This window comes from Halorientalis sp. LT38, assembly GCF_037031225.1.
In the GTDB taxonomy this organism is placed as follows: domain Archaea; phylum Halobacteriota; class Halobacteria; order Halobacteriales; family Haloarculaceae; genus Halorientalis; species Halorientalis halophila.
This window is the reverse complement of the sequence record NZ_JAYEZN010000001.1, coordinates 2,605,724-2,628,270: the sequence shown is the minus strand read 5'-3', so window position 1 is coordinate 2,628,270 and position 22,547 is coordinate 2,605,724. Positions and strand designations below refer to the sequence as shown.

22 protein-coding genes are annotated in these 22,547 nt (G+C 67.9%); 15 read left to right on the top strand and 7 right to left on the bottom strand.

The window, feature by feature from the left end; all coding sequences use genetic code 11:
* From U5918_RS13510 to U5918_RS13500, 3 genes are all read right to left on the bottom strand, one after another.
* Window positions 1–891: an EamA family transporter gene (locus U5918_RS13510; RefSeq protein WP_336001887.1), complete on the bottom strand. Its 891-nt coding sequence runs from the start codon at window positions 889–891 to the stop codon at window positions 1–3.
* A 64-nt stretch (window positions 892–955) separates the two neighbouring features.
* Window positions 956–2,125: an ABC transporter substrate-binding protein gene (locus U5918_RS13505; RefSeq protein ID WP_336001885.1), complete on the bottom strand. Its 1,170-nt coding sequence runs from the start codon at window positions 2,123–2,125 to the stop codon at window positions 956–958.
* Between the two features lie 260 nt (window positions 2,126–2,385).
* The gene (locus U5918_RS13500) at window positions 2,386–3,663 is read right to left on the bottom strand and encodes an ABC transporter substrate-binding protein (RefSeq protein WP_336001884.1); all 1,278 of its coding nucleotides are present in this window, start codon (window positions 3,661–3,663) and stop codon (window positions 2,386–2,388) included.
* A gap of 215 nt (window positions 3,664–3,878) precedes the next feature.
* Between U5918_RS13500 and U5918_RS13495 the strand changes: the two genes are divergently transcribed.
* The 5 genes from U5918_RS13495 to U5918_RS13475 all read left to right on the top strand — a co-directional run bounded on the left by U5918_RS13495 (window position 3,879) and on the right by U5918_RS13475 (window position 7,482).
* The gene (locus U5918_RS13495) at window positions 3,879–4,760 is read left to right on the top strand and encodes an FAD binding domain-containing protein (RefSeq protein ID WP_336001883.1); all 882 of its coding nucleotides are present in this window, start codon (window positions 3,879–3,881) and stop codon (window positions 4,758–4,760) included.
* Entirely contained in the window at window positions 4,757–5,245 is a 489-nt protein-coding gene (locus U5918_RS13490; protein WP_336001881.1) for a (2Fe-2S)-binding protein, read from the top strand. The genes U5918_RS13495 and U5918_RS13490 overlap by 4 nt, the downstream gene beginning before the upstream one ends.
* Before the next feature lie 129 nt (window positions 5,246–5,374).
* Complete coding sequence (locus U5918_RS13485; RefSeq protein ID WP_336001880.1) at window positions 5,375–6,019, top strand: cyclase family protein; 645 nt, start codon at window positions 5,375–5,377, stop codon at window positions 6,017–6,019.
* Complete coding sequence (locus tag U5918_RS13480) at window positions 6,016–6,846, top strand: carbon-nitrogen hydrolase family protein (protein ID WP_336001879.1); 831 nt, start codon at window positions 6,016–6,018, stop codon at window positions 6,844–6,846. Before U5918_RS13485 ends, U5918_RS13480 begins: the two co-directional genes overlap by 4 nt.
* A 153-nt stretch (window positions 6,847–6,999) precedes the next feature.
* On the top strand, window positions 7,000–7,482 hold the full coding sequence (locus U5918_RS13475; RefSeq protein WP_336001878.1) for a CoxG family protein: 483 nt from the start codon (window positions 7,000–7,002) through the stop codon (window positions 7,480–7,482).
* Between the two features lie 109 nt (window positions 7,483–7,591).
* Here U5918_RS13475 and U5918_RS13470 read toward each other — a convergent pair whose 3' ends face one another.
* Window positions 7,592–9,991, bottom strand: a complete 2,400-nt coding sequence (locus tag U5918_RS13470) for a xanthine dehydrogenase family protein molybdopterin-binding subunit (protein ID WP_336001877.1) — start codon at window positions 9,989–9,991, stop codon at window positions 7,592–7,594.
* Between the two features lie 112 nt (window positions 9,992–10,103).
* Here U5918_RS13470 and U5918_RS13465 point away from each other — a divergent pair, with 112 nt between their 5' ends.
* From U5918_RS13465 to U5918_RS13445, 5 genes are all read left to right on the top strand, one after another.
* Window positions 10,104–11,549, top strand: a complete 1,446-nt coding sequence (locus U5918_RS13465) for a hypothetical protein (RefSeq protein ID WP_336001875.1) — start codon at window positions 10,104–10,106, stop codon at window positions 11,547–11,549.
* A 64-nt stretch (window positions 11,550–11,613) separates the two neighbouring features.
* A complete protein-coding gene (locus U5918_RS13460; RefSeq protein WP_336001874.1) occupies window positions 11,614–12,495 on the top strand; it encodes an FAD binding domain-containing protein in 882 nt (293 codons plus the stop codon).
* Window positions 12,492–13,010: a (2Fe-2S)-binding protein gene (locus tag U5918_RS13455; RefSeq protein WP_336001873.1), complete on the top strand. Its 519-nt coding sequence runs from the start codon at window positions 12,492–12,494 to the stop codon at window positions 13,008–13,010. Before U5918_RS13460 ends, U5918_RS13455 begins: the two co-directional genes overlap by 4 nt.
* Before the next feature lie 170 nt (window positions 13,011–13,180).
* Window positions 13,181–14,008, top strand: coding sequence for an SDR family oxidoreductase (locus U5918_RS13450; RefSeq protein WP_336001872.1), 828 nt, complete (start codon window positions 13,181–13,183; stop codon window positions 14,006–14,008).
* An 8-nt stretch (window positions 14,009–14,016) separates the two neighbouring features.
* Window positions 14,017–14,427: a VOC family protein gene (locus U5918_RS13445; RefSeq protein WP_336001871.1), complete on the top strand. Its 411-nt coding sequence runs from the start codon at window positions 14,017–14,019 to the stop codon at window positions 14,425–14,427.
* A gap of 133 nt (window positions 14,428–14,560) precedes the next feature.
* Here the strand turns inward: U5918_RS13445 and U5918_RS13440 are convergent, their stop codons facing one another.
* Complete coding sequence (locus tag U5918_RS13440; protein WP_336001869.1) at window positions 14,561–16,888, bottom strand: xanthine dehydrogenase family protein molybdopterin-binding subunit; 2,328 nt, start codon at window positions 16,886–16,888, stop codon at window positions 14,561–14,563.
* 132 nt (window positions 16,889–17,020) lie between these two features.
* On the opposite strand from U5918_RS13440, the gene U5918_RS13435 reads away from it, so the two are divergent.
* From U5918_RS13435 to U5918_RS13425, 3 genes are all read left to right on the top strand, one after another.
* Window positions 17,021–17,443: a hypothetical protein gene (locus tag U5918_RS13435; RefSeq protein WP_336001868.1), complete on the top strand. Its 423-nt coding sequence runs from the start codon at window positions 17,021–17,023 to the stop codon at window positions 17,441–17,443.
* A 61-nt stretch (window positions 17,444–17,504) separates the two neighbouring features.
* Window positions 17,505–17,918, top strand: a complete 414-nt coding sequence (locus U5918_RS13430; RefSeq protein ID WP_336001867.1) for an EamA family transporter — start codon at window positions 17,505–17,507, stop codon at window positions 17,916–17,918.
* Window positions 17,919–18,003: 85 nt separating this feature from the next.
* Window positions 18,004–18,705, top strand: coding sequence for a ferritin-like domain-containing protein (locus U5918_RS13425; RefSeq protein ID WP_336001865.1), 702 nt, complete (start codon window positions 18,004–18,006; stop codon window positions 18,703–18,705).
* Between the two features lie 46 nt (window positions 18,706–18,751).
* Here the strand turns inward: U5918_RS13425 and U5918_RS13420 are convergent, their stop codons facing one another.
* Window positions 18,752–19,072, bottom strand: a complete 321-nt coding sequence (locus tag U5918_RS13420) for a hypothetical protein (protein WP_336001864.1) — start codon at window positions 19,070–19,072, stop codon at window positions 18,752–18,754.
* Between the two features lie 155 nt (window positions 19,073–19,227).
* Here U5918_RS13420 and U5918_RS13415 point away from each other — a divergent pair, with 155 nt between their 5' ends.
* Together U5918_RS13415 and U5918_RS13410 are read left to right on the top strand one after the other, a co-directional pair.
* Window positions 19,228–20,463 (top strand): molybdopterin molybdotransferase MoeA, encoded by a 1,236-nt coding sequence (locus U5918_RS13415; RefSeq protein WP_336001863.1) that lies wholly within the window; start codon window positions 19,228–19,230, stop codon window positions 20,461–20,463.
* The gene (locus tag U5918_RS13410) at window positions 20,460–21,116 is read left to right on the top strand and encodes a nucleotidyltransferase family protein (RefSeq protein WP_336001861.1); all 657 of its coding nucleotides are present in this window, start codon (window positions 20,460–20,462) and stop codon (window positions 21,114–21,116) included. The genes U5918_RS13415 and U5918_RS13410 overlap by 4 nt, the downstream gene beginning before the upstream one ends.
* On the opposite strand, the gene U5918_RS13405 is transcribed toward U5918_RS13410, so the two are convergent.
* Window positions 21,113–22,417 (bottom strand): methyl-accepting chemotaxis protein, encoded by a 1,305-nt coding sequence (locus U5918_RS13405; protein WP_336001860.1) that lies wholly within the window; start codon window positions 22,415–22,417, stop codon window positions 21,113–21,115. The genes U5918_RS13410 and U5918_RS13405 overlap by 4 nt on opposite strands.
* Window positions 22,418–22,547: the final 130 nt, after the last annotated feature.

The window sequence follows — 22,547 nt, the reverse complement described above, 5'->3', positions numbered from 1 at the left end:
TCAGACCTGCAGCGCGACCAGGCCCGCACCGAGCGCGACCACGGTGGCCGCGACGACGAGTTTCCAGGTGACGCGTTCGAGCCGCTGGAGGAAGACGTACGAGATGAGGATGACGAACAGCGGGCTCGTCTGCAGGACGGGCTGGACCAGCACGACGGGCGCGACCGCCAGCGCCGCGTAGTAGCTGAGCAGGAACGCGGTGTTGGCGAGGCCGGCCGCGACGTACCACTTCGTGTTCCCCGACCCGAAGACGCTTCGTTTCGGGAGCGCACCGCGGTACCGCAGGTACGCGTAGAAGGCGACCGTCGCCGCCACGGTCTTGACGCCCAGCCCGACGAACGGCGAGGTGCCGGTCGCCAGCCCGACCTTGGCGAAGATGGGCTCGATGCCGTACAGGAACGCGGAGGCGAGCGGTAACGCGAGATAGGACCAGGAGATCGACTCGAGACCGTCCGCGGAACTGCGGCTCTCCCAGGAGATGACGGCCACGCCGACCACGACGAGCACCGTGCCGACGCCCATCAGCGGCGTCAGCGTCTCCCCCAGGACCAGCACGGCGAGGACGGCCGCGTGGAGCGGCTGGGAGGCCTTGATCGGTTCCGACCGGCTCGCGCCGATCTTCTCGATGCCCGCGTACTCGAAGGCCCGGCCCATCATCGTCCCCACGAGTCCGGCCGCGGCGAACGCGAGCAGTGCGTTTCTCGGGAGGGTATAGTCCGGGTAGCCGACGACGAGCGCGACCGGGACCAGAACGGCGATGTTGACCAGCAGGACGACGATCAGCGCGTCGTTGGACCGACCGCTGTCCGTCCCGACGCGGACGCAGCCGACCTGGATCGCCAGGGCCAGTGCGGCCGCGACTGCCAGACCGGGACCGAGAAGTTCGACCATTCGTTCGGTGGGTCGCAGCCGACCGTGTTCGTTCTATCGGTGCCAGCAACCAGCGTCGGGCCGGTCAGAACTCCTGGCCCGCCAGGTTCGCCCTCGGGGGCAGCGGCGCCTCCGACAGTTCCATCTCCGTGACGATCTCGAGTTCGTCGCCCGAAACCTGCGTGATGTACCGGTCCATGAAGGCCTGGTGGTCCTCACCGCGGATGAACTTGTCACCCTGGGGGTAATCGATCCCCTCTTCGACCGCCGGGCCGGTCTCGAACCACTCGATGAACGCCTGATGGTCCTCCTGGCTCTTCCAGCCGGAGGCCTCGATGCCCTCGCGGATGAAGGAGAGCGACTCGTAGGCCACCCAGTACTGCCGGACGAGGGCCTCGTTCGCGCCATCGACGTCCGCGAGCTCTCGCAGGTGGTTGTTCCCCTCGGAGTCCAGATTCGGCGGGAGCCCGGTGATGAAGGAGGCGCCCTGCCCCGCGTCCTGAATGTCCGAGATGTCCGTGCCCTCGATCCCGGAGATGTCGCCGAAGCGGGCGCCCGGGGTGTTCAGGTCCGCGCTCTGTTTCAGGAAGCTGATCGAGGACGGCAGGATCAGCGCGTTGAACAGGACGTCCGTCTCCTCGGGGACCCCGTTGAGATAGGAGTTGAGGTCGCTCTCGCCGACGGGGACGCCGATCGTCTCCAGGATCTCACCCTCGTCGCCCATGACCTCCTGAATCGCGTCCCGCCACTGCTGGCCGAACGCGTAGTCCTGGTAGATGATCGTCCAGTTCGTCCCTAGGTTCTCGAGCCCCCACTCGACGCCCAGGGCCGCGTTCTGGGTGATGTCGTGTGCGGTCCGGATCGTCCAGCGGTTGCCGTCCTCGCCGGTGGTCGACGGCGCAGACCCGGCCGGGAAGTACGGCACCTGCATCTGCTTGGCCAGCGGGATCGTGGCGATGTTGACCCCCGAGGAAAAGGAGCCGATGACGAAGTCGACGTCTTCCTGCTGGGCGAGTCGGCGGAACACCTGCCCACCGGTCTCCGCGTTTGTCTCGGTGTCCTCGATGGCCAGTTCGACCTCGCGGCCGTCGATGCCGCCGTCCTCGTTGATCTCGTCTACGTACGCTTCCAGCACGCGCCGAAACCAGAACCCGTACGTCGAGAGCGGTCCCGTGAGGTCGGCCTGCAGGCCGACCGTGATCGCGTCTTCGCTGCCGCCGCCACCACCGCCGCCGAGACAGCCAGCCAGTCCCACGGCGCTGCCCGCGCCGATCGACCCGAGAACGCTACGCCTGTTTACGTATTTTCGAGATTCCTTCATGTTCGTTTTCCTTCTGTCGGAATTAGACACGATCCTTGGTATGGTATGTGCCTTCATCACAAAGACAGCGCCACCTACAATAAAACTTCTGACGCAAGCGCCGAGAGTTTATCGTAGCGAACTAACTGGTCCGGACCTGAAAGAAACGAAAAATTACGTGATCGAGGCCACGTCCTCGGGCCGAATCTCCCGCGTCAGAACTCCTGGCCGGCCAGGTCGGCGCGCGCCTCGAAGGTCGGTTCGTCGACCTCGACGCGCTTGACGTCGGTCAGCGAGCCGCCCTCGATGCGCTCGATGTGCATGTCCATGAACGCCTGGTGGTCCTCCCCGCGGAAGAACTTCGGTCCCTGGGGGTAGCGCTCGCTGCCCTCGACGGAGGGGCCGCCCTCGAACCACTCGATGAGCGCCTGGTTGTCGTCCGAGCCGGCCCACTCGGTCTCCGTCACGGCGTCTTCGATCCACGAGAGGGACTCGTAGGAGGCGCTGATGTGGCCGCCGAGGTAGATGTTGTCGGTGCCCGACGGGTTCGCCATCTCCCGGAGTCGCCCGACCCCGTCGACGTCCACGCCGCTGGTGTCGCGCGGGAGCATCGTCACGTACTCGGCGCCCTCGGCACCCTCGCCGGTGTCGCTGACGTCGACGCCCTCGATGGACGCGATGGCACCCAGCCGCTGGCCGGGCGTCCCGAGGTCCGCGCTCTGCTGGAGGAAGCCGAGCGAGGAGGCGCCGATCAGCGCGTTGAAGAGGACCTCCGTGTCCTCGGGGACCGAGTTCAGGTAGGAGTTCAGGTCGCTCTCGCCGACGGGCACGCCGATGGACTCGAGCACTTCGCCGTCGCGCCGTTCGACGGCGGCGGTCACCGCGTCCCGGTACTGCTGGCCGAAGGCGTAGTCCTGGTAGATGATCGTCCACTGCGAGCCGCTCTCGATCCCGTGTTCGACGGCGATCTCGGCCGCGTGTTCGGTACTGTGGTTGTTCCGGACGACCCAGCGATTACCGTCCTCACCGGTGATCGAGGGGGCCTCCCCCAGCGGGAAGTACGGCACCTGCATCTGCTTCGCCAGCGGGTTCGTCGCGATCGAGACGCCCGAGGACTGCGAGCCGATGACGAAGTCGACGCCCTCCTGCTGGACGAGGCGGCGGAATACCTGCCCGCCGGTCTCCGCGTCGGTCTCGGTGTCTTCGACCGCTAGTTCCACCTCGCGGCCGTCGATGCCGCCGTCCTCGTTGACGCTGTCGACGTAGTTTTCGAGCACGCGCCGGTGCCAGAAGCCGTAGATCGACAGCGCGCCGGTCAGGTCGGCCTGGAGGCCGATCTTGATCGGTCCGCCGCTCTCGCCACCGCCGCCGCTGGTACAGCCCGCGAGAGCGATGGTACCCGCGCCAGCCACGGCGGTGAGGCCCTTCATCGCCGATCGGCGAGTCACAGTTCGGTCGCTATCCCGCTCGCTGGGGTTGTGAGAATCACTCATAGGTCTGTACTGAGAGATATCATGTGTCTATTTATACTTTATGGGGAACCGGAGGACCGTGTTCGACCGGCGCGGGTCCTGCGGCCTCTGACGACGGCCGTGGGTTCCCCAGCGAACGGAACCGACGCCCCGGGAACGGGCCTGTGGTGCGGTGTAGTCTCGCTATCCGGTACATTTACGTTCCAGTATTGAGACTCCAACGCATGGGTGATTAAGTGCAGTATTACCAACCCGGTTCGCTCGCAGACGCGGTCGACCGTTTGAAGGAGGTCGACGAGGCGAAGATCGTCGCCGGCGGCCAGAGCATGATGCCGCTCCTGCGACAGGGGCTCATCTCACCGGACGCCCTCGTCGACATCACGGCGGTCCCGGACCTCGACGAGGTGACGGCGTCCGACGACACCGTCGAGATCGGCGCGCTCGTGACGTACTCCGAGTTGCTGGACGCGGAGCTCTGTGCCGACCTCGACCTGCTCCGCGACGCCGTGGAGGCGATCGGCGACGTCCCCGTCCGCAACGCTGGGACGATCGGCGGCGGCGTCTCCCACGCCGACCCGGCCCAGGACCTGCCGCCGGCGCTCCAGTGTCTCGACGCCGCGGCCGTCAGCTTCGACGGGGACGGGACGCGCCGTCACGACCTGTCCGAGTTCTTCCTCGATTACTACCTGACGGAGCTGGCCCCCCACGAGATCGTCACCGGCATCGAGTTCGAGCGCCCGCCCGCGAGGGCCGGCGGCGCGTACGCCAGCGACACCGAGGCCCCCGGCGGCTGGTCGACGGCCGGCATCGCCGCGCTGGTCGTCCCCGACGCCGAGGACGGCGAGACGTGCGTCGACGCCCGCCTGGCCTACTGCGCCGGCGCGCCCGTGCCGAAACGCGTTCCCGACGAGATCGAATCGCTGCTGGTCGGCGACCGGATCGACCGGGAGACCGTCGACGAGGTCGCCATGGCGATCGTCGACGACCTCGAACTGATCGACGACGTCGGCGACGACGTCGAGTACCGGAAACACCTGTTCCGGGTCATGACCAAACGGGCGATCACGACCGCGCTCCGCCGGTCGGACGCGCCCCCACTCGCGGAGGCACCACGATGAGCGCAATCGACGACATCACGATCGAGTTGAACGGCGAGGAACAGACGTTCTCGGTCGAGCCGGGCGTCCCGCTCCGGGACGCCATCCGGAACGAACTCGAGTTGACCGGGACGAAAGAGGCCTGCGAGGTCGGCGAATGTGGCTCCTGTATGACGCTCGTCGAGGGCACGCCGGTCAAGTCCTGCCTGATCCCGGCCCACCAGGCCGACGGCAAGGCGGTCACGACCGTCGAGGGGCTGGCTGACCGCAGCGACGACGGCGAGGACCTCCACCCCGTCCAGGAGGGGTTCATCGAGGAGTTCGGGATGCAGTGTGGCTACTGCACCCCGGGCTTCGTCGTCTCCTCGGTCGCGATGCTCGAGGAGAACCCCGATCCGAGTCGCGAGGAGATGAAGCAGTACCTGAAGGGGAACCTCTGTCGCTGTACCGGCTACACGAAGATCTTCGACGCCGTCGAGCACGCCGCCGAGCAGTACGACGGCTGACGGTCCGACCAGAACCGCGTCCCGAGGGCGACCGCCCGGCTGACCGCACGTACGCGCCGGCTCCCTGCTGTGTGCGATCGAAACCGGTGGGAATCTATTTATAGCTCGCTCGTTCACGTCGAGTCGAAGATGGAGATCCAAGACCTATCTATCCGCGTCGACGAGGACACGAGCGTCCCCCCGAAGCTGCCGACGTTCCGGCAGGGCCGGGTCGTCCGACACGAGGAGTCGGACTACGAGAGCGACTTCATGGCGGCCACGACCCACATCGGCACGCACATGGACGCGCCGTACCACTTCGACGCCGACGGCCGGAAGATCGGCGACATCGAGCTGACCGAGACGATCCGCCCCACGAAACGCGCCGACGTGCGCGACGTCGCGGAACCCAACACGGAGATCACGCTCGAACAGGTCGAAGAGCGCCTGCCCGGTCCCCTGGAGGAGGGGGAGTTCCTCTTCGTCCACACCGGGTGGAGCGACGAGCACGAGGGGACCCAGGCGTTCTACGGCGACAACCCCTACTACGCCGAGGAGATCGCCGAGTACGTCGTCGAGCAGGGCGGCCGCGGGCTGATCACCGACGCCGCGATCGACCCCGGCGACGAGGGCTACCGGAACCACTACACGCTGCTCGAGGCCGACAAGGTGATCGTCGAGAACGTGGTCAACTGCGACGGGCTTCCGGACGAGTTCACCACCTACGTCGTGCCGATGCGACTGGCCAACGGCGACGGGGCGCCGGCCCGGGTCTTCGTGATCCGCGACGAATGAGCCCGAACGTCGCCGCCGTCCAGTTCGAGGCCGGCCCGGACGACTCGCCCGAGGAGAACCTCGAGCGGGCGATGGACGTGTTGGCGGAGACCGCGGCCGAGGCCGACGTGGCCTGCCTCCCCGAGTACTTCGCCACGCCGTACTTCCCGGCCGAACAGGACCCCGAGAACTTCGACCTCGCCGTCCGCGACGACGGCGACTTCGTCGCGCGGATCCGCGAGACGGCCGCCGACCTCGACACCGCCGTCGTCGCGCCGGTGTTCGAGGAGGGCTACCCCGGTGGCCGCTACTACAACACGGCGCTGATCGTCGATTCGGACGGGGAACTCGCGGGGAAGTACCGCAAGCTCCACCCCTTCCAGCGCCCCGGCTACAACGAGACCTACTACTTCTCGCCCGGGGACCTCGGCGCGCCGGTGTTCGACGTCGGCGGGCTGACGATCGGGGTGATGATCTGCTTCGACCGACACTTCCCGGAGATCGCCCGCGTCCAGGCGCTCCGCGGCGCCGACGTGGTCTTCGTGCCCACCTGTAGCTTCGGCGAGGAGAACCGCGACGCCGTCTGGGTGAAGGAACTCACCGGCATCGCCGTCTCGAACTCCGTCTACGTCGTCGGCGTCAACCGCGCCGGCACCGAGGGGGGCCAGACCCACTTCGGCGCCTCGACCGTGATCGACCCCAGCGGCGAGGAGCGCGGGACCCTCGACGCCGACCCGGACACCCTCTCCGCCGAGGTCTCCCCGTCAACGGTTACCAACGTCCGGAACACGACGAAACACCTAAACGACATCAGAGCGGAATTACTCCCAGACCTCGATTCGCTGTGATCCGGGCGGCGTTCTGCTAAGGGCTTCGACACTTTCCAACACCCTGAGGACGTGTGTTTTTGCTAAATTCCGTATATGTTAGCGGTGGACCCCGCTCGGGGGGGGCGCGGCCGGGAGAAGAATTAAGTCGGTCGTTCGTGTGTAGACACCTGCATGGAATTTGAAGGAGAATTCAGCGTCGCGAGCACTCTGTCGGAGACGTGGGCCTTCCTGCAGGACCCCGAGCAACTCGGGACCGTCATCCCCAACTGTCAGAACATCGAGGTCATCGACGACACACACTACACCGCCGAGATCGGCGTCTCGGTGTCGCACATCTCGGTGACCTTCGACGTGAACGCGGAGATCATCGAGGAGGTCGAAGAGGAGTACCTCGAGTTCAAGCTCACGGGGAACGCCAAGGACGGCGACAGCCGCATGGAGGCGACCGTCGCCGTCGACCTGTCCGAAGGAGAGGACGCCGACGTGACCGACCTCGACTGGGAGGCACGGGTCGACGTGACCGGCCGCATCATGAACATGGGCAGCCGGATCGTCAAGAGCGTCGGCCAGCGCCAGATCAACAAGACCATCGAGAACGTCAAGGGAGAACTCGGCGAAGTCGAGACCGAGGAGTCCGGCGGTCTCCTCGGCTGATCGCTACCACCCGACAGACGCGACCCAGGCGACAGGCATCGACCGTTCCGGAGAACGAGACGGCGGCGAGACGTAGCAGCGAATCCGTCAGCGGCGATCGAGAACGACCTTACTTCGGCGCGCAATCCGATCCGTTTTCCACCGCTCCGAGCAACATCTCGGGCGTGAACGGAATCTTCCCCAGTCGCCCGCCGGTCGCGTCCTTGATGGCGTTCCCGATGGCCGCAGCGCTCGGGATCAGGACCGCTTCGCCGACCCCTTTGGCTCCGTAGGGCCCGTCTTCGTGTGCGGACTCGACGATCTGCGTCTCGATGTTCAGCGGGTGTTCGGTCGAGAAGGGCACCTTGTAGTCGAGCAGGTTCGCGTTGTCGATGCGGCCGTTGTCGTGGGTCAGCGCCTCGTACAGCGTGGAGCCGATCCCCATGCTGATGCCGCCCTCGAGCTGGCCTTCGACCATCTTCGGGTTGATCGCGTTGCCGACGTCGTAGACGGAGACGAACTTGTTGAACCGGACCTCGCCGGTGTACCTGTTGATCTCCAGGTCACACGCCTGCGCGCCGTGGGTGTAGAAGGCCGTCAGGCGGTCGCCCCGTCCCGTCTCCGGGTCGACGTTCTTCACCGGGGAGTGCCAGGTGGCCTTCCCCAGGATCTCGCCGCCCTCCTTCAGGAACCCGCCGCCGGCGAAGACGGTCGGCTCGAACAGGTCCGCGAAGGGCATCCGCTCGTCCTCGTCGGTCTCGCCCTGGACGTACACTTCGCCGCCCTCGGTCGCGAGGTCCTCCGGTTCGACGTCGAACTTCGCGGCGGCGTGCTGGTAGAGCTGTTCCTTGGCGTCGTGGCAGGCCTTCCGGACGGCGTTGCCCGTGTTGAAGGTGAGTCGGCTGGAGATCGACCCGTCGTCGTAGGGCGTGACCTCGGTGTCCCCGCGGAGGACGCGCACGTCGTCGAGGTCGACGCCGAACTCCTCGGCGGCGATCTGGGCGAGGACGGTCATCGACCCGGTGCCGATCTCCTCGGCCGTGGTCCGGACCTCGATCTTGCCGTCGCCGTGGACCTTCACGAACGCGCTGGACGCGGTGGGCGCCATGCTGTACTTGCTCCCCTGCGCGAGGCCGACGCCGCGGAGCCACTCGTCGTCCTCGGCGGCCCGGTCGCGTTCGTCCATGTCGATGGCCGTGGCGGCGCGGTCGAGACACTCCTTTGCCCCCATGCTCTTCATCACCTCGCCGGCCGGGTTCTCGTCGCCCTCCTCCATCGTGTTCTTTTCGCGGAAGGCGATGGGGTCCCAGCCCTGGTCCATTACGGCGTCCTCGATCAGCGACTCGATGGCGAAGATGAGCTGTGAGTTGCCGAAGCCCCGGAAGGAGCCGGCGATGGGGAGGTTGGTGTAGACGCCGTAGGAGTCGAACTTCAGATTCGGGATGTCGTAGGTGCCGACGGCCGCGAAGCCGCAGTTGCGGGTGACCAGGAAGCCAGTGCCGGCGTAGGCTCCGCCGCCGAGGTAGGTCTTGACCTGCAGGCCGGTGATCTCCTGGTCGTCCGTGACGCCGATCTTCAGCTCCGTCTCGAAGGGCGTCCGGTAGGTCCCCTCGATGAACTGGTTCTGGCGCGTGAAGGCCAGTTTGACCGGTCGGTGGTCGGTGTGCTGGGCGACCGCGGCCGCGAGCGGTTCGGTGACGCCTTCCTTCCCGCCGAAGCTACCGCCGACGAAGGGCACTTCGAGGTTGACCGAGGAGGAGGGCACGTCGAAGGCCGCCGCGAGCATGTTCTTCACGCGGTAGGTCGTGTTCGTGGAGGTCCACACCTTGAGTTCGTCCTCGGGCGTCCACTTGGCGACGCTGACGTGGGGCTCCATCTGGACGTGGTGCATCATGTCCGTGTCGAACGAGCCCTCGTAGACGTGGTCGGCCTCCTCGAATCCGGCCTCGATGTCGCCGGTCCGGATGCGGTGGTTGGCGTAGAGGTTCGGCCGGTCGGGATCCAGTCGCGGTTCGAGCACGTCGCTCGTGTCGTAGTCGTGGAGGTCGTCGTGGACGACCGCGGGCGGGTCCTCCTTGAGCGCCTCCTGCGTGTCGAAGACCGCCTCGAGGGGTTCGTACTCGACCTCGACGGCCTCGGTGGCCTCGCGGGCGATCTCCTCGGTCTCGGCGGCGACGGCGGCGACCGGTTCGCCGACGAACCGGACCTTGTTCTTGGGGAGGATGTACTCGTCGTCGATCCCGGAGCCAAAGCGATTGTCCGGGACGTCCTCGCCGGTGATCACCGCCGCGACCCCGGACATCGCTTCGGCGGCGCTGGTGTCGACGTCGAGGATCTCCGCGTGTGCGTGCTGGCTGTGGACGAGTTCGACGTGCAACATCCGGGGCTTCTCGATGTCGTACGTGTACTCGGCCTCGCCGATGATCTTGCTCACGGCGTCGAGGCGCTCCTCGGACGACCCGACGACGTCTGTCTCCTCGTCGGGTTCCCGGTCGACCGTCTCCTCGGAGACGGCTTCGTGCTTACTCATGCCATACGTCTATTGCGAGGTACCGCATATATATTTTCGTCTCGCCGATCGAGACGCCGGCCTTCGGGACGCAGGAACACTGATACCGGTCGACGCGAAACGGAGCGCATCGATGGGGCGTCACACCACCGCAGCCGTCATCGCGCTGGTCGCGCTGGTCGCGCTCGTGCCGGGAACCGTCGCCGCGCACGAGCCCCCGGACGACCGGTTCGACGCACCCCTCCCGCTCTCGCTGCTGTACGCCGGGGCCGCGGCAGCGGTCGGGGCGACAGCCGTCGTCCTCGGCGTCGCCGGCGACCGCGTGGGAACGGTCGGGGAGACGGTCGTCGGGCGGATCCACGAACGGGTCGGCACCGTCCTCGGCGCCGTCGCTCGGCTCGGCTTCCTCGCGTGTGCCGCGCTGGTCGTCGTCGGCGGCGTCTTCGGGCCGACGGACCCGGACGTGAACGTCGGGACGGTCCTCTTCTGGGCCCTCTGGCTCAAGGGCGTCGCCGTGCTGGCCGCGCTGGTGGGCGACCCCTGGCGCGTGCTGTCTCCCTGGGAGACCGTCTACGACGGCCTGGTCCGGATCGCCCCCGATACGCTCGGCCGGGACGCCTATCCCGAACGCCTGGGCTCCTGGCCGGCGGTCGCCGGATTCGTGGCGATCGTCGGCGTCGCGGAGAACCTGACGTCCGTCCCCGCGGACCCGCGCGCGACGGCCGCCCTCGTGGGCGGGTACTGGCTGGTGATGCTGCTCGGCGGGGTCGCCTTCGGGCCCACGTGGTTCCGACAGGCGGACTGTTTCGCCGTCTTCTACCGGCTGTTCGGACGGGTCGCACCGATACGCGTGATCCGCGGTGGTGCGCACACGGCCGCCCAGGACGACCGCGGGAGCTCCGCGCCGTCCGCGACGGGGGCCAGGACAGACGGCGCCGGGGCCTATCGGGTGATCGTCCGGCCGCCGTGGCGGGGCGCCACCGCTCCGGTGTCGGATCTGGCCGCGGCCGCGCTCGTGGTCGCGGCGATCTACGCCGTCAGCCTCGACGGGCTCTCGGCGACGATCGAGTACCAGTACCTGCTCGCGTGGGTCGGCGTGACGTTCGGGATCGGCCCCGGGGTCGAGTTCGCGACCTACTTCGCCGGCCTCGCGGCGTTTCTCGGCGGCCTGGTCCTCGTCGCCGGCGCGTCCGACCGCCTGGCCGGATCGGACGGCCGGCTCGGTGGCTCGGTGCTCGCGTTCGCTCCGGCCCTGCTCCCGATTGCCGTCAGCTACGAGATCGCACACAGCTACCCCGGGCTCGTCTGGAACGCGACGCGGCTCGTCTTCTCCGCGCTCCCGGTCGCCGCGGTCGGCGCCGACCCGCTGGGCTGGCTCCCGCTGCCCGCGTTCTGGGCGAGCCAGGTCGTACTGATCACCGTCGGGCACGTGGTGTCCGTCGTCGCCGCCCACCGCGTGACGCGCCGGCGCTACGGCGACGCGGGCGCGGCGGGACGCGGTCACGCGCCGCTGGCGCTGTGCATGATCGGGTACACCGTGGTCACGCTGTGGATCGTCTCCCTGCCCGCGGTGAACTGATGGCGAGAGTCGGTCCACCACAGCACATACATTTATAACGCGTGGCTGGGAATACGTTTGCATCATGGCGACAGAGCAGCGCAACGACAGCGAGTTTTACAGAGCGGGCTCGTTCGCGGAGGCCGCCGCCCTCCTCCGCGAGCACGACGCCGCCGTCATCGCTGGCGGGCAGAGCCTGATGCCGCTCATCCGGCAGGGCGTAATCGACAAGGAGGCCATCGTCGACGTCTCCGCGATCGAGGGCCACGACGAGGTCGACCCCGACGGCGACGAACTCTACCTCGGCGGCCTCGCGACCCACCGGGAACTGATCGAGAGCGACCTGGGCGAGACTCCCTGGAGCACGCTCATCGAGACCGCGAAGGAGATCGGCGATCGGCAGGTCCGCAACTGGGGGACCATCGGCGGCTCGATCGCCCACGCCGACCCGTCGCTCGATTACCCGCCGACGATGATCGCGATGGACGCCGAGGTCGAGTGCTCGAACGGGGAGTCAACCGAGTACGTCCCCCTCGAGGAGTTCTATATCGGCGAGTACGTCACCGTACTCGACCCGGACCAGCTGGTCACCGGCGTCCGGATCCCCCGCCCGCCCGAGGGGACCGGCGTCGCCTTCGAGAAGTTCGCCTGGCGCAAAGGCGACATGTCGCTGGTCAACGTCGCCGCGCGGCTGACCGTCGACGGCTCTGAGATCACCGAGGCCCGCATCGTCGTCGGCTGCATGGGTCCGACGCCCCTCCGGATGGAGAAGATGGAGGCGGCGCTCGTGGGATCCTCGGTCGACGACGCCGACCGCCAGCGCGCCGTCGCCGAACACGTCGACGAGTTCACCGAGCCCGTGGGCGAAGAGCACGCCTCCGTCGAGTACAAGAATCGCCTCGCGGAGCGCCTGACCGAGAAGACGTTGCGGACCGCCGCCGAGCGGGCCACGGAGGGAAGCGCATGACCGTCACGCTCACCGTCAACGGCGAGGAGAAGGAAGTCGAGGTCGACCCGACCGTCCCGCTCTCGAAGCTCCTGCGCGAGGAACTCGAGCTCAAGGGGACGAAACGCGGCTGCGAGACCGGCAAGTGCGGCGCCTGCACAGTAATAGTGGACGGGAAGGCGACGAAGTCCTGCCAGCGCCTCGCCGGCCAGACCGAAGGCGGGGACGTGCTGACCATCGAGGGACTCGCCGACCGGGCCGCCGAGGGCGACGAGCTCCACCCCGTCCAGCAGGGGTTCGTCGACGAGTTCGGAATGCAGTGTGGCTACTGCACCCCCGGCATCGCGATGATGTCAGTGGCACTGCTGGAGGAGAACCCGGACCCCACCCGCGAGGAGATCCAGCACGGCATCAAGGGCAACCTCTGTCGCTGTACCGGCTACGCCAAGATCTACGACGCGGTGCTCGGCGCCGCAGACCGGCTCGAAGACACCTCGCTCGACCCCGACGCCGACGCGGCACCGAGCGACGACTAGGTAGCCCCACGGACCCGCCCGAGACGTGACAGCACGTCGTCACTGAAGCGGCCGAACAGCCGTTTCCGGCCCTCGTAGACGCGTCTGGAGCCACTCAGTTTTCTCCAGAATCCGGAATTATACCATACATTTTTGTAGTACTAGCGTGTTTGCACGGTAGAGGTAGCACAATGGACCTAGGCATTACTGGCAAAGTTGCAGTCGTTACGGGCGGGAGCAAGGGTATCGGGAACGCGATCGCGAACACGCTCGCGAGCGAAGGGGCCGACCTGGCGATCTGCGCGCGCAGCGCGGACGAACTGGAGGAAGCCGCCGAGGAGATCGAGGCCGAACACGGCGTCGAGTGTTACGCGAAGACGGCCGACTTCACCGACCGCGACGACGTGGCGGCGTTCGTCGACGCCGTGGTCGACAACTACGGCGAGATCGACATCTTCGTCAACAACGCCGGCAGCGCGCCAGGTGGCCTCCTCGAAAATCTCGACGAGGACGACTGGTACAAGGCGCTGGACCTGAAGCTGATGGGTCACGTCCGCGGGGCGACCGAGGCGATGCCCCACCTCGTCGAGAGCGAGGGCGTGCTGGTCAACCTGGTCGGCAACGACGGGACCAAACCCAGCCCCGGCGAGCTGGCGCCCGGCGCGGCCAACGCCGGCGACATCAACATGACCGAGGCGCTGGCCAAGCAGTACGGCCGCGAGGGCGTCCGCGTCAACGCCGTCAACCCCGGCCCGGTCGCGACCGGCCGCTGGGACTACCTCGTCGAGATCATGGCCGACGAGCAGGGCCTGACCTTCGACCAGGCGATGGAGGTCGCCGAGAACTCCATCCCGCTCGGTCGCATCTGCGAACCGCAGGAGGTCGCCAACGTCGTGACGTTCCTGGCCTCCGAGCAGGCCAGCTTCGTCAACGGCGGCGTCATCGACGTCGACGGCGGCCAGGAGAAGGCCCTCCTCGAGTTCGACACCATCCGCAAAGCCAGCGAGAACCTGGACTGAGCGATCCGATGAGCGACGACATCCAGTTGCAGGGCATCGACCACGTCGGGGCCCCCGTCTGGGACGCCGACGCAGCCACCGCGTTCTACGAGCGCCTCGGCAAGGAGGTGGTCATCGACGAGCACCTGCCGGAGTACGACATCCGCGCCGTCTTCCTCGACTTCGACGGCGTCTACCTGGAGTTCCTCGAACCAACCGGGCCGGGGAACGTCAAGACGTTCCTCGAACGCCACGGCCCCGGCTACCAGCACATGGCCTACCGCGTCGCCGACGTGGACGCGGCCGTCGACGCCCTCCGCGAGGACGACTTTACGTTCCAGAGCGACGAGCCGATGCCCGGTGCCGGCGGCACGCGCATCATCTTCCTCGAAGAGCGCCACACCGCCGGCTTCCAGGTCGAACTGGTCGAGCACGTGTAGCCGGCGGCCGATTCGATTCTGCGGCCTGCTCCCGATTTCCGTCCGTCCCTGTGAGTCACGAGTCCGTGATCGGGAGCAGCGGGCGACGAAACAGTCAGCGTCGAACTGCGAGAGAAAGGGCCGAGCAGATGGGCTACTGGTAGATCAGGTCCCGGGGGAGCGACCGGACGACGCGCTCGGGGTTCAGCGGCAATTCGGTGATGCGCGCGTCGGTGGCGTCGGCCACGGCGTTGGCGATGGCCGGGCCGATGGGGATCAGCGCCGACTCGCCGACGCCCTTCGCACCGAAGGGACCGTCGTCGTCGGCCGCCGACTCGACGAGGTGCGTGTCGATCTCCGGCGTCTGGCGGCTCTGGGGGATGTGGTAGTCCATGAGCGAGGCGTTCAGGATCTGCCCCTGGGAGTCGAACTCGACTTCCTCCATGAGCGTGTGGCCCATGCCCATGACCGCGCCGCCCTCGATCTGGCCCTCGACCATGGCCGGGTTGATCGCCTGCCCGACGTCGTGGGAGGTGACGATGCGTTCGACCTCGACGACGCCGGTCTCGACGTCCACCACGACGACGGCGCCGTGCGTGGCGAAGGAGAAGGTCGGGTAGGGCGCCCCCTCGAAGGTCTCGATGTCGAAGTCGAAGAGGGGCGTGTACGAGGCCGTCCCGGTCAGAAGCTGGCCCTCGTTGGTACACGCGAGGACGGCTTCCTCGAAGGAGAGCGTCTCGTCGGTGGACTCGGCGACGATCTCCCCGCCCTTCGCGCGCAGTTCTGACGCCGAGACGTCCGCGTCGAACTGCTCGCGGAAGGCGCCAGCGGCCGTCTCCAGGATCGTCTCGAGAGCGTCTTCGGCCGCCAGGCGGACGGCGTTGCCGGAGACGAACGTCTGCCGGCTGGCGGAGGTCTCGTTGGCGTTGGGCGCGACCGTGCTGTCGGTGACGAGTTTCACGTCCTCGGTGTCGAGGCCGAGCGTCTCCGCCGCGATCTGGGTGAGCGCGGTGTCCGAGCCCTGCCCGATCTCCGCGGCGGCACACTGCACGGTGACGGTCCCGTCGGAGTGGATCTCGCAGAACGCGCTCGATGGGTGGTGGTGGCCGGTCTCGCCGCAGCCGTACCACATCGACGCCAGGCCGACGCCGCGGCGCTTGGCCGGGTCGTCGGGCTGTTCGATCTCCAGGTCGTCGAGGTCGGTCCGGACGTCGTCGATGGTCTCGGGCAGGCCGACGGCCTCGATCTCCTGGCCGGTCGTCGCGGCGGGTTCGGTCCCGTCGAAGGCGTTGCGCTCGCGGAGGTCACCCGGGTCCATCCCGAGTTCCTCGGCGAGCACGTCCAGCGTGGACTCGACGGCGAAGGTCGTCTGGAACATGTCGAACGACCGCATCGCGCCGCCCCAGGGCTTGTTCGTGTACACCGCCCGGCCGCTGGCCTCGACCGTGTCAACGTGATAGGGGCCGGTGCAGTGGACCAGCGAGCGCACCGCGACGCCGCTGGAGAAGGAGACGTACGAACCGCCGTCGACGGTGACGTCGGCCTCGACCGCCCGCAGGCTCCCGTCCTCGTCGGCCGCGATCCGGTAGTCCAGCGTGAGCGTGTTCCGCTTGACCGTCCCGCGGAACTCGTCGTCGCGCTTGTACTTGACCCGGACGGGCCGTTCGGTCACCCAGGCCGCGACCGCGGCGTAGCAGGGCTGGTTGTGCTCGAGTTTCGAGCCGAACCCGCCGCCGACCGCCGGGCGGTTGACCTCGATGTCCCGTTCGGGGATGTCGAGGACCCGGGCGATGCTCTGGCGGTCGCCGTGGGGGTGCTGCGTGCTCGCCCAGACCTCGACCGTGTCGTCGTAGCAGCGTCTGGCCGTCGAGGCCTCCGGTTCGAGGGGGACGTGGTCGATCATCGAGCTCTGGTAGGACTCCTCGACGACCACGTCGGCCTCGTCGAAGGCGGCCTCGGGGTCGCCCCGCGTGTAGCCGTACTCGTCGATGAGGTTCCCCGACTCGTGGATCGGTTCGGCGTCCTCGGCGAGCGCTTCCTCGGCGTCGAGGGCCTTCGGCAACCGGTCGTACTCGATCTGGACCTTGTCGGCGGCCGTCCGCGCGGTCCCCTCGTCCTCGGCGACGACGAGCGCGACCGGATCGCCCAGGTAGCGGACCTTCTCGTCGTTGAGGAGGGGCTGGTCCGGGACGATCGATCCGATCTTCTTCTCGCCGGGGATCCGATCGGCGAAGATGACGTCGATCACGCCCTCGAGGGCGAGCGCGTCGGCGGCGTCGATCGACTCGATGTAGCCGTGCGCGACGGTGCTCCGCACGAGGTGGCCGTGCGCCAGGTCGTCGAACGGGATGTCCGCGGTGTACTCCATGTCCCCGGTGACCTTCCCCAGGGCGTCGACCCGGACCTCGCGGTCGCCCACGGGCCCGTCCGGCGCGTCCCGGCCGGTATCCGCCGGTCGTTCGACTGGTTCTTGCTGACCCATACCATCTGCAAGTCGAGCCTGTCGCTTATAACTACCGACAGTCAGAGCCCCGCGACTAGCCGGCCGACCGGCCCGAACGCGAGCGCGCTCCCCAGAACACATAAGATCCCTGCTAGCAATGACCGAGACAGTATGCCACCAGACGAGGACCGCGACGGGGAGTCGTCGCTCTCGGTCGAACCACCCGCCGACTGGCCGGATCACGGGATCGAGCGACTCGACGAGGACTCCTACCTCGTCCAGCGGACCGACGAGACGGGCCGGACGCCGCCGTTGACGCTCCCCGCCGGCCAGCGCCCCATCCTCGTCGACGTGCACTACGGCCGGAGCGTCATCGTCCGCAGCCGGGTCGACGCGATCAGGTACGGCTACAGCGAGAGCGACGTCTACACGGAGTTCTACTACCTCCAGCTCATCGACGACCCGGAGTGGGTCCAGATCACCGAAGAGAGCGAGGAACACGACCTCGCCATCGTGCCGCACCTCGAGGAGTGGGTCGAATCGGGCGCGCTCACGGCGGCCGAGGCCGAGTGGGCCGACGACCAGTTCGACTGACCGACCGGAGCGCGACAGATCACAAGAGTCTCCCAGCTACGAGTTGCAGAACGGGTATCGCATGACGAATTCGACAGTGCTGCTGGTCTCCCTCCTCGGAATGTTCGCGTACGGGCTGTGGGCCGTGCTCGCGACGATCGCGACGCGGGCCATGACGCCGGAGTTAACGGTCGTGCTGTCCTACGGCACGGCGACGGTCATCGTCCTCGCGTACGTCCTCGCGACCGGGTCGCCGGCCCTCGATCGGGAGGGCCTGCTGTACGCCCTCGGGAGCGGCGCCTTCCTCAGCGTCGGCGCCATGAGCTACTACTACGGTCTCAAGTTCGGGGACGCCGCCATCGCGTCCACCATCACGGGGCTGTTCTTCGTCGTGGCCGCCCTGGTCGGCATCCTCTTCCTCGGAGACACGATCGATGCGACCGACGCCGCCGGCTTCGCCTTCGCCGTCTGTGCGGTCGTCCTGATCGCCTGGTGAGCGGCGACCGACCGGCCCCGCCCACAACGTCGTATGCCAACGCACCGCAAGCGATAAGTGCGCTCCCGGCGGTTGGGTACGTATCATGCCCATGGACAGCGAAGAGTTCGCCAAGGAAGTGATCGCGGAGTCCAACCGCCGCGGGAAGGAACTCGCGGAGAAGGTGTTCGACGCCGACGACACGATCACCGGCGACGACCTGATCCCGATGCTCAAGGGGTTCATGTGGTCCGAGTTCTACCTCGGCGTCATCCCGCCGATGCGGGTGATGTCGATGCTCTACGAGGGCGCCTACGAGATCGACGTGGCGAACATGGACATCATGCTGGGGCTGGGCGACCAGATCCGCGACGAGGTCAAACACTCGAAGCTGTTCTCCCGGCGCGTCGAGGAACTGGGCGGCGATCCGAACGTGATCCACTACGAACCGACCGAGGAGGACCTGTTCCTGCTCGAACGGACCGCCGACTGGGACGAGCCGATCGAGATCGTCACGGCGCTGAACTGCGCCGGCGAACCGGCGCTGGCCGAGGCGTTCAAGGCCATCATGGAGAAGAACATCGTCGACCCCCGGACGAAAGACGTCATCCACAAGGCCAAGATCGACGAGGGCAACCACATCAACCTCGGGAAGAAGATGCTCGCGCGCTTCGCGACCGACCAGGCCACCCAGGACCGGGTCTGGGAGATCGTCGACGCGAAGTTCGAGGCCGCCTACGCCTTCCACGGCAAGCAGATGGACTCCATGTCCCGCCCCGACGACTTCTCGCAGGCCGCCGGCGACTGACCGACACTTGCCGGTTCTCTCCTCGCCGAAGACGGATTCGCCGCGTTCAGGTGTCGAGGTATTTCAACCGAACCCGCGGGTTCCAGCTGGTCTCCCGCCAGTCGTCGCCCATCTTGCGTTCGACGACGTCGAGTTCGCCGATCACCGACGCCAGCACCGTCACGTCGAGCGTACACTCCGTGACGACCGTCTCGCCGTCGCGCTCCTCGGTCTCGACCGTCGCCAGATCCATCTTCTCCATGTCCTTCACGTCGAACTTCGAGACCGCGTGTCGTCCGGAGAGTTCGAGCGTCGTGGTCTCCGGGTCGAAGACGTAGTCCTCGTCGGCCGCTTCCGCACCTGCCACTTCGGGGTCGCTGTCAGACATACGGTACCGATGGACACGACCCGTCAAAAACTCACGGGTTCGTGTAACCGTCGTGTCATTCGTGCGCCGAGCTCTGCCGACGATCCAGTCCTCCGCCGGTCCGGGTCGTCCCGGCGACGACAACCCTTTTGGACCGCCTCTCCGTTCGATCGGGTATGGCTCACGATCACGAGGACATGGTCCGGCGGTCGGCGGCCGTCGAGACCGTCCGGGAGCTCCGGCGGGCGGCCCTCTCCCGGGTGGGGACCGAATCCGTCGGGCTCGACGCGCTCTCGGGTCGCGTGCTCGCGACGGCGGTCGTCGCCGAGCGGGACGTCCCGGCGGCCGATCACGCGACGATGGACGGGTACGCGTTCGACGCGACCGACGAGTACCCCCTCTCGGTCCGCGAGGACGAGGTGTTCCCCGAGGACGAACCGCCCTCGCTCGGCGCGGGAGAGGCCGTCGAGATCGCCACCGGCGCGCCGCTGCCGCCCGAGGCGAACGCGGTCCTCAAACGCGAGGAGGCGACCGTCGACGAGGACGGACGGCTCGAGGGCGCCGCCGTCGAACCGGGGACGTACACCTACACCCGCGGGAGCAACGTCAGCGCGGGCGAGACGCTGTTCGAGGCGGGCGAGCGGCTCTCCGCGAAGGACGCGATCCTGCTCGGCGACCTCGGGCACGACGAGGTGCCCGTCGCCGAGCGGTTCTCGGTCGGGATCCTCGCCACGGGGACGGAGATCCACGAGGGGCGACGCGAGGACCTCGACTCCGCGATGCTCGCGGCGCTCGTCCGCTCCTGGGGCCACGAACCGACCTACGAGGGGACCGTCCCTGACGACTACGAGGCGGTCGAAGCGGCCATCGCGGACCTCGCCGACCGCTACGACGTCGTGCTCACGACCGGGGGGACGAGCGTCGGGCACAAGGACTACGTGATCCGCGCGCTGGGGGAACTGGGAACCGTCCACTTCCACCGCGTTCGGGTCCGGCCCGGGAAACCGATCGCCGCCGCGACCGTCGGTGGCGGTGCCGGGAATGGCGGGGACGAGGCCGTCGCCTTCGCCATCCCCGGGAAACCGCTGGGGGCGCACACGATCACGACGCTCGTCGCGCGACCCTTCTTCACCGGGATCGAGTCGCTGCCGACTGTCGAGGCGACGATGGGGTCGGCCGTCGACCTCGGACCCGAAGGGTTCGAGTACGCCGTGCCGGTCCTCCTGGAGGACGGGACTGCGGTCCCGCTCGGGCACGCCGATTCGCCGCTGCACGTGTACGACCGCCAGTTCGACCCGAGCGTCCTCTCGTCGACGACCCGGGCGACCAGGGCCGACGGGTTCGTCCTCACCGAATCGGCACTGGCGGCGGACGAACCGGTCGCCGTCGTTCCCTACACTGCCATCGAATGACCGCCGAGGACCTCCCCACCGTCGCGCCCGAATCGTTCCGGGAGCGCGGCGAGTTCGGCGACCGCACGGCGAAGCGGACGTGGGGCGTGGTGCTGGCGGCTGGCGAGAGCAGCCGCTTCGGCGAGGAGAACAAGCTCCTCGCCGACCTCGACGGCGTGCCACTGGTCCGACGCGCGGTCGCCCCGCTGGTCGAGAGTTCCCTCGACGGCGTGACGGTCGTCGTCGGCCACGAGCGCGACCGGATTCGGCCGGCGATCGACGATCTGCCGGTCGAGATCCGGACGAATTCGGCCTACGAGACGGGACAGAGCACGTCCGTCCGCGAGGGCGTGCGAGCGGCCCGGGACCACGACGCCGACGGCGTCCTCTTCGCGCTCGGGGACATGCCCGCCGTCGACGTGGCGTCGATGGACCTGTTGCTCGAGGCCTACGAGTACGGCGTCGCGGACGCCCTCGCGGCGGCCTGCGACGGGCAGCGGGGCAACCCCGTACTATTCGACCAGCGCTTTTTCGACCGCCTCGCCGACGTCGAGGGTGACGTCGGCGGCCGGGAGCTACTGACCGACCGCCACGGGGCCAGGGCGGTCGAAACGGGCGATCCCGGGGTCCTGCGTGACGTCGATCGCGCGAGCGACCTCGAGGATCTCCGCTAGTCCTCTGCGCGTTCGGTCACGGCGGCGACCTGCTCGCGGATGGTCCGGATCTCCGTCGCGATCTCCTCGTTCGCGTCGGCGACGTGTTCGACTTCCCGCTGGATCTTCGCCGCGGCCTCGCTGGAATCGTCGACCATGGCGGAGACGGCCTCGGCGCTTTCCGCCTGATCGTCGGTCGCGGTGGCGATCTCGTCGAGGCCGTCGGCCGTCTGGCGCACCGCGTCGACGATCTCGGACTGGCGCTCGACGAGTCGCCGCACCTGTCCGCTGACGGAGTCCAGTTGCTCGACCGTCCGTTCGACGTTCGAGACGCTCTCGTCGGCGGTCTCCTGGACGTCCGCGACGATCTCGGTGATCTCCGCGGCTTCGGCCTTCGACTGCTGGGCGAGCTCTTTGACCTCCGCGGCGACGACCGCGAACCCGTCGCCGTCCTCGCCGGCACGGGCGGCCTCGATGTTCGCGTTCAGCGCCAGGATGTTCGTCTGCTCGGTGATCTCCTCGATGACCCCGACGATCTCGTCGATCGCCGCGAGGCGGTCCTGCAGCGTCGTCGTCGACGCCTTGACCGACGCCGCGGCGTCTTCGAGGTCTGCGACCACCTCGATGACCTCCTCGCCCGTCCGGCGTGACTCCGCGGCCCGCTCCATGGCGGTGTCGCTGTGGGCGTTGACCTCGTCGGCCGTCGAGGCGATCTCCTCGATCGTCGCGCTGACGGCGGCGACCTCCTCGCGGACCGTCTCGAGGTCCTCGGCCTGTTCGCCGGCCTCCCGCGAGATCCGCTGGGAGGAGTCGGCGACGCCCTCGACGGTGTCTTCGAGGTCCTCGACCGCGCCCTTCACGTCGGCCTCGACCTGTTCCTGGACCTCCTGAATCCGCCGCCGCTGCTCGATCAGTTCGGTCACCCGGTTCGCGACGGAGAACGCGCCGTAGACGGTCCCCGAATCGTCCACCAGGGGGACGGCCTCGACCCGGACGTGCCACGACTCCCCGTCGGCGTTCGTCCCCGTCCGGATCTCCGATTCCCGGATCGGTTCCTCCGTCCGGACGACGGTCTCGGCCAGGATCTCGGATTTGTTCTCCGTCCCGACGACTTCCGTCCCCGGGCGACCGACCGCCTCGTCTGCCGGGACGCCGATCAGTTCGACCATCTCGTCGTTCCAGTGGGTGAGGACCCCGTCGGCGTCGATCGCCAGGACCGGCTCGGGGAACGCGGCCACGAGATTGTCCAGTATCTGCCGACAGAGCGGCTCGGAGGCCGCCAGATCGTCCGCCTCCTCGGACCGCGGTAACAGACTACTCATACCTGAGACTACCGGTGGGATACAGCCGTGGGGCAAAATCTTTTCTCTCATTACGTGTCCGAGAATCGCCCCCGACGAGGACCTTGCCCGCCGGCCCATCGTCCGGACCACGCCCGCGAATCGACGGTCT